General features: G+C 54.5%; 7 protein-coding genes. 4 read left to right on the forward strand and 3 right to left on the reverse strand.

What is annotated here, in order from left to right; translation table 11 throughout:
- Positions 1-413: 413 nt before the first annotated feature.
- The 3 genes from ABJO75_RS02745 to ABJO75_RS02755 are packed head-to-tail and all read right to left on the reverse strand — an operon-like array spanning position 414 to position 2,960.
- The gene (locus ABJO75_RS02745) at positions 414-1,331 is read right to left on the reverse strand and encodes a helix-turn-helix transcriptional regulator (protein ID WP_348124861.1); all 918 of its coding nucleotides are present in this window, start codon (positions 1,329-1,331) and stop codon (positions 414-416) included.
- A gap of 49 nt (positions 1,332-1,380) precedes the next feature.
- Positions 1,381-2,772 (reverse strand): cytosine permease, encoded by a 1,392-nt coding sequence (locus tag ABJO75_RS02750; protein WP_348124863.1) that lies wholly within the window; start codon positions 2,770-2,772, stop codon positions 1,381-1,383.
- On the reverse strand, positions 2,769-2,960 hold the full coding sequence (locus ABJO75_RS02755; RefSeq protein WP_348124865.1) for a hypothetical protein: 192 nt from the start codon (positions 2,958-2,960) through the stop codon (positions 2,769-2,771). Before ABJO75_RS02755 ends, ABJO75_RS02750 begins: the two co-directional genes overlap by 4 nt.
- Before the next feature lie 277 nt (positions 2,961-3,237).
- Between ABJO75_RS02755 and ABJO75_RS02760 the strand changes: the two genes are divergently transcribed.
- From ABJO75_RS02760 to ABJO75_RS02775, 4 genes are all read left to right on the forward strand, one after another.
- Complete coding sequence (locus tag ABJO75_RS02760; protein ID WP_348124867.1) at positions 3,238-4,434, forward strand: aminomethyltransferase family protein; 1,197 nt, start codon at positions 3,238-3,240, stop codon at positions 4,432-4,434.
- 87 nt (positions 4,435-4,521) lie between these two features.
- Positions 4,522-5,469: a methylenetetrahydrofolate reductase gene (locus tag ABJO75_RS02765; protein ID WP_348124869.1), complete on the forward strand. Its 948-nt coding sequence runs from the start codon at positions 4,522-4,524 to the stop codon at positions 5,467-5,469.
- A gap of 11 nt (positions 5,470-5,480) precedes the next feature.
- The gene (locus ABJO75_RS02770; RefSeq protein ID WP_348124871.1) at positions 5,481-6,461 is read left to right on the forward strand and encodes a helix-turn-helix domain-containing protein; all 981 of its coding nucleotides are present in this window, start codon (positions 5,481-5,483) and stop codon (positions 6,459-6,461) included.
- Positions 6,462-6,466: 5 nt separating this feature from the next.
- Positions 6,467-7,038 (forward strand): transposase (locus ABJO75_RS02775; protein ID WP_348124873.1); only part of this gene is annotated, 572 nt, incomplete at its 3' end.

Genomic DNA, 7,038 nt, shown 5'->3' on the forward strand with positions numbered 1-7,038 from the left:
AATGAAGTGGCAGGCCGAAACAGACTAGAACCTTCGGGCCATAGTCGAAGCCCAGATCGGGCGCTGGAAAACGATCATTGGCGGCGGTTTGAAATCGAGGAACATTGACGCCCAAAACACGGAAGTCCGGATAGCCATGAGCGTACTCAACCGCATGACCTCACTGGGTCGTGCGGCGTTCGAGCCTGCCTGAACCTCAGATGGGAAAGGGCGCGCTATGTCCCAACACTGACCCGTGCAACAAACTGGTCAGCCATGATATCTTCGAGGTCACGATACGAAACGGGAAATACAGTTTCTTGCTGTGGGTACCTAGTGCGACCTCACACAGGTCTGAGCGGCCTAACCACAAGATCGGCGGAATTCACTGATCTGCGTCAGTTGAGTTTCCGGTGCCGGCCTGATTGATAGTGTCAAGCGCGGTCTGAGAATGAAAGGGCGGCAGCCCCACTGATACTGCGCCAAGCGCTGCTGCTTATGCCACCGGGACGACTGTCTGCCAGAACTGCAGAGAAGGCTTTGCTACCGCTTAGGACCTGTCCAGAATGGTCAACAGCAAACGTCTGGGAGTGTGCTGCAAACAGCTTCAGGATCGTGTCCAATACGTCAATCTGTTTTGCCAGAGCCTCTAGATCACGATGCGCGTAAACGCAGGTATTGACCACTGGCGCTCGCCCCAGGATACGCTGGAAAATCTCGGTCGACCTTTCGATCCATTGGTCCTCATAGTCCACCTCAGCGTCTGGATTGATCATCCAGCGCATGACTGCCGAGCAATCTGCGATCACTACACCATAGTTTTCACTGGTAATCTGACTTGCGACCTTCTCGACTTGCGCCTCAAGCGCGTCGCCGATCCGATCCGGAACCAGAAAATTGTCAGGATAGGGGAAACTGCCAAAGGGCCAGTGCCACGCGATAAGCTCCTCATCACTTTCTTGAATCTGACGAGGGTCAGAAATGCAAATCCATTGGTTGACCTCGGTTCCGAAGGCCTGGTTGAGAATTTGCCTGAGCTCGACTTTGCCATCATCCAGTCTATACAACAGCGCATGGTTGTGTTGACATCCGGGCCCGCACATTGATCTTCCCGGTCTGAACACAGAGTTTGAGATACCCAGCACACTGTTCAATCGCTCGACGATACCGATCGATGGCTCGGGTGGTCGCCCCGTAGCAGGGTTGCGGCCACTTTCAATGGCCGACACATAGCTTGGCGAAATATCGCTGTTTTCCGCTAGTTTTCGAATGGACATCCGGAGCGCCTTGCGGCGCTCTCGAACCTGTTTTCCAAATTCGATCAACCGTGCCTCTTCAGTCAGCGAATTCATCGGATTGCTCCTTGGGTGGGCGCTGATCAGAAACAGCACAAAGTGTAGGTTAGTGTTCTTTGTAGAACATATTTGTCCCGACCCAATATACAAGACCACCAATCACGGCTGCAGGAAGTGTCGCAGTTGTGTATTGGAAGAGCCAATTGTTCGGTACAAAGGTCAGAGGATCAAGCAAATACACGTATGTCAGCGACCCGCAAGCCAAAGCGACTATCCCAACCACATTGTACCCTGATTGGTACCAGTACCTCGACCGTCTATCGTGCCAATAGAGTGAAGGTACATGCAGCGAGTCAAGCCGGTGCAACAGGAACCAGTCGACAATCTGGATCCCGATCATAGGTGCAATTACGATCCCGATGAACGCCATGAAAGTTCCGATGTTATCGTAGAATGCGCCAGGGAACAGGACGATGATCACAGCCATAGGAACAATCGCGGTCGCAACCTTGGCGTTCCAAGGCATCCGCTGAGTAATCGGTGAGAACTGACCGACACCCAGTGCCGCTGCGTGTGCGCCAACCAGCGTTGAGCCCAGATTCGCGAGCGCGACAAAGACCAGGACAAAAACACCTGCAGTGGGTCCGGCAATGCTTAGAATCCAGATGGTCGGATCGGCTTCGCCGGCGGCCAGGGCGGAGTAGAGACCGATCAGCCCCGCTGCTGCCCAGCCAAAGCCCAAAGAAACCATCGAGGGCAGCGCGCCCTTTCCGGCGTGATTGAGCATCCGGAACATTGCGCCCATGTAAGCCCACCAGCCGAGCGTTGAGACCATTAGCAATTCCATGGCCGTCGTGTAGTTGGTCAACCGTCCGCCTTCGTTGGGGCCAAGTGGTTCGGCGGCAAGTATGTCCGTCATCGTAAAGTTGGCGAACAGCAGGTAATACATCCAGATCATGAGCACGACGATGCAGCTGGCCACGATGACGCCTATTGATTTGACGCCGTCACTTCCCTTTTGCAGCAATATCCAGACCAGCAAGGCGCCGACCAGCGATGATGTAATGGCAGCCGACCCGGCCTTGGCTTCGGTTATGGCTCCAAGGGCAACCAGAACCGATGCGACGGCACGCCCCAAAAATATTGTCAGCACCAAGTTCCAGCCGATTAGTGTCATGTATTGCACAATCAGTGAAATGATCGAGCCTTTGACCCCCAGTTGCGCCTTGGTCGAGCCAAGCGTCTCGATGCCATATTTGGTGACGGCTGGAACTTGGGACAGGGTGACCAGAAGCTGTCCGATGAGGGCGCCGGCGATCATCGTTGCCGTACCTTCACGAGCGTCCACATAGTAGGCGGTGAACCCGCCCACGACAAAGGACCACGATGCAATTCCAGCTGTGGCGGCGACAGCTGCAGCGGCCCATCCGCCCCAGTTTCGAGCGCTGAGTGGGATCGGAAGGCTGTCGAAATCATGTTCAATGTGGGAACTGCTCATGTCCACCCCCACAGCAAAACAAGAACGGGCAAAACGATACCGCTGATTCCCAAAAAGACCCAATGACGGGTCTCCATCGGCGCGCCAGTCGGCGCATGTTCCAGTGCTGCAATTTCAGCCTCGAGGCTGGTTTCAAGGCGCGAGCCTTGTAATGATTGATTGCTCTTCAGGGTTGCTTCCGCGGACATAGGTTCCTCCCTTTGCTCCGTACGCGTCGCGGCTCCACATTCTGAGTGTTGGTCGAAATGGAGCCTAACGTGATTGCACTGTATAAAGAACATCTAGCACAATTTGAACCCCCGTTGGCCATTATATTGACCATTAATCGTCAATATGCACAGTTTACTGTTTACTTTTTGACCTGTTCTCAGCTAATCATACTGCCAAGCTTCAACGTAGGTGTTCTGTGCGTTCTATCCACAGAACAAAGCCGTTGGCGCAAACTGTTCACTGGAGGAGCCCACAATGAACACACCCACAAGAGTTGTTGTCGCTGATTTCGAAGAGCCCGGTTGGGACTATGGACTTCTGAAGTCGCCATATCACGCTGCCCATCGCGCCAATGGCGCGCATTACACTGTCTACAACGCCCGGCTGATGCCCGTCTCGCAAAAGATCGACCGCCATGATGGCTATCGCGCACTGCGTACGGGTCTTATCATGCTGGACACTGGCGAGCGGCCGACCGAGATTTCCGGTCCAGACGCCGAAGCTCTTTGCAATAAGGTTTTTGCCCGGGATATCTCAAAGCTCAAGGTGGGTCGCTGTACGTATGGCTTGCTGCTCTATCCGGACGGTGGGTTCCTATGCGACGGTGTCTTGATGCGATTGGCCGAAGACAGGTTCTGGTATGTCCAGGCAGATGGCCCGGTTATCTCTTGGCTCATCGCCCATTCTGCCGGCTTGGACGTCAAGATTTCCGACCCAAATTCGTGGGTCACACAGATCCAAGGCCCGCGCGCGCTGGAAATGCTGGAAAAGATATGCGACGGTGGAGCCCCCCAACCATTCGGCTACTATGGAAACGCCGAGGTGATGGTGAATGGCGTGCCCCTGATCCTGTCGCGAACTGGATACACGGCTGAGTTGGGTTTTGAATTCTATACCCCAGATGTGAACACATATGACGGGCAGGCCATGTGGAATTACATGCTCGAAGCCGGACAGGAATTCGGGATGGAAGTGATCGGTCTGGATTCGCTGGATGCACGCCGTATCGAAGCCGGCATCATGAACAACCTCTCGGATTTTGATGAGTCAATGAACCCATATCAGGCAGGTCTGGGCGCTTTCATCAAGCTCGATGGCCCCGACTTTATCGGCCGGGACGCATTGCTCAATCTGTCCGAAACAGCAAAGCAGCCGCTCCTGTCAGGCTTGCGCTGTGCCACCGGCGAACCTCTGATTGACGGAGACTTGATGGCTGGCGACGCGCAGATCGGGCACGTGACTGCTGCATCCTGGAGCCCATTTCTGAGCGAGGGTGTTGCCATTATCCGTTTGACGGATGCGGCGCTTCCTACAAAGCAGGATATTGGCGTGCGCTGCCGCGATGGCAGCTTGCAACCGGCGCGGCTGGTCAGTTTACCAATGTACGACGAGGAAAAGAGAATTCCTCGGGGCCTCGAAGAAGCGCGTCCCAAATTCAGCTCAGCAGCCTGATTTCGGCTCAGACCACAAACGTCACGGAGCGTCCCATTTCACGTGCCGTGACATTGTCTTTTGCCTGTTCCCTGTCTCAGAAAGGTCATGGCCATGCCCCCCCTGTATCACCTTCTTTCCCGAAAATCGGGACGGTCAAAGACTGACAACTACAGACGCGATCTGACCCCGGCACTGGAAGGGTATTCCATAGAGGTCATGCCTCGCACCGCGGCCAAGATTGATAACTTTCGCGCTTTGCTGCCGTCTGGAACACGGGTCTATGTTGCACATATCGAGGGCACGCCGATCCATGAAATGACCGACACTGTTCGCAGAATTTCCGAAGACGGTTTTGCGGTCATGCCACATATTCCCGCGCGATTGCTGGATGACGAGGCCATGCTTGAGGACTGGCTATCACGCTATAGCGACGCAGGCGCCCGCGAAGCTCTGGTTTTGGCCGGAGGCTTGGATCAGCCACGGGGAAAATTTCATTGTTCCATGCAACTCTTGGAAACCGGCCTGTTCGACAAGCATGGGTTTACGCGCCTTCACGTCGCGGGTCATCCCGAAGGCAACAAGGATATTGATCCAGATGGTTCGGATCACAGTGTGATGGAGGCGTTGCGTTGGAAACAGGCCTTCAATGATCGCACAGATTCCGAGATGGCAATCGTAACGCAATTCGCCTTTGAAGTGGGGCCTGTGATTGAGTGGACTGCAAGGCTGAGCGCTGAAAATGTCGACCTGCCCATTCATTTGGGTATTGCTGGCCCCGCCAAATTGCAAACCATGATCAAGTTTGCCGTCGCTTGCGGCGTCGGTCCGTCCATCCGGGTGCTGCAACGCCGGGCCAAGGACATCTCAAATCTCTTGCTCCCCTACAAACCGACCGATGTACTCTCTGAACTTCTCGCCCATCGCCTGAAAGTACCAGACAGCAATCTTCGGCAGGTCCATTTCTTTCCGCTTGGCGGCATCCGCCAAACGGTCGAGTTCGCCCTCGCAACCGGCAAACAGAAGGAAGCAGATCGTCCAGGTGTCTCTGGCTGAACTGGTGATCCATGTTTGATTTCTCGCATGACCGCACGAGAATAGCTGTCATTTTAGTGGATGGTTTCTCAATGCTAAGCTTTGGATCGATTGCCGAACCAATCCAATTTCTGGCGCAGGCTTGTCCTGATACGGCGCCCCAGATGCAGCTGATAGCCCTTTCTGGTTCACGTGCGGTCTCCAGGGGCGGAATTGTCGTTGAATGCGATTTCGAAGCCGAGAGCTTTCTTGGAGAACTCGACGTTGCGAAGAACCCGAAATCAATCGTGTTTTGTGGCGGCAACGAAATCCCTGCGCACAATAGGGACCAGGTGATCCGGTTGATACGCGCGGCAAGCCGATTGGGGATTACTATTTACAGCATAGGCGAAGCGACCCTTCTTTTGGCTGAAACTGGACTTTTGAAGGATGGTATAGCCACCATTCATTGGGGTTCACTCGCAGCCTTTTCCGAAAGGCACCTCGACATTGATACTCGCAATGCCCTCTTTGTGAAAGGTAGAACGATCACCACCTGTGCCGGAGAAATGGCCACGCTAGACATGATTCTTGATATGGTTGCAGATCTTGCTCCTGACGCTGCAGAAGCCGCCGCAAATCAGCTTCTGATCCATGCGCCACGCTGCGCTGAGACGCAGCAACCTGGTTCACAGCTTCAGCGGTTGCGAAATGTTCCGAAAGTCCTGCTTGCGGCCGTAAACATAATGGTCGAAAACATTGAAGACTCCTTACGGGTCAAGGACATCGCCAGAGATTGCAGGGCCTCTCCCAGAAAACTGGAGCGCTTGTTCCGACAGCATCTAGGCCTTTCACCGCTTCAATACTATCGAGAGTTAAAGTTAGAGCGGGCCTTCGAATTGGTCTGCCAAACCAATCTGTCGATACAGGAGGTTGCTATTGCGTCCGGATATTCTTCAGCAGGCACATTATCCAAACAATTCAAATCGCGCTTTGGGGATACTCCAACAACGAAGAGAATGAGCCTGAAATAGCGTTTTTGGGATTTGTTGGGCAATGTTGCAGGGATCGTACAACCGAGCTACCAACTCCGCTTTCGCTAGCGAGTACCGGCCCCGATGCCCCACAAATTCAATGCGGCGCATCGCAACAAATTTCCGGCAGCGAAGTACCGGTCACCAACTGGCCCGAGCACACTGAGGCTCTGCAACGTCGGGGTGATCTGTACATCTGGTTTGACGAAGAGGCGGTCCCAAAATGGTCGGCACGCCGACGTATCGGTCGTAGTGGCCAGGCCAGATACTCGGACTTTGCCATCGAGATCTGTCCTGCGCTGAGGCTGGTGTTTCATCAGCCACTGCGGCAGGTGCAGGGAATGGTGCGATCTCTGATGCGGCTGCTGGGCCTGTCTCTGCCGGTACCGGATTTCTCGACCCTTTCACGCCGGGGCAAAGGTCTACACGTCCTGCAACCTTCGCCAGAAGCGAAAGGGCCGATCACGCTGATCGTGGATAGCACCGGTTTGAGTATCCATCGTGGGTCTGGATGGAACGAGACTAAGCATGGGGCGGGAAAGACCCGCAAATCCTGGCGCAAGCTCCATGTCGGGTT

The organism is Sedimentitalea sp. (assembly GCF_039973035.1).
Lineage (GTDB): Bacteria > Pseudomonadota > Alphaproteobacteria > Rhodobacterales > Rhodobacteraceae > Sedimentitalea.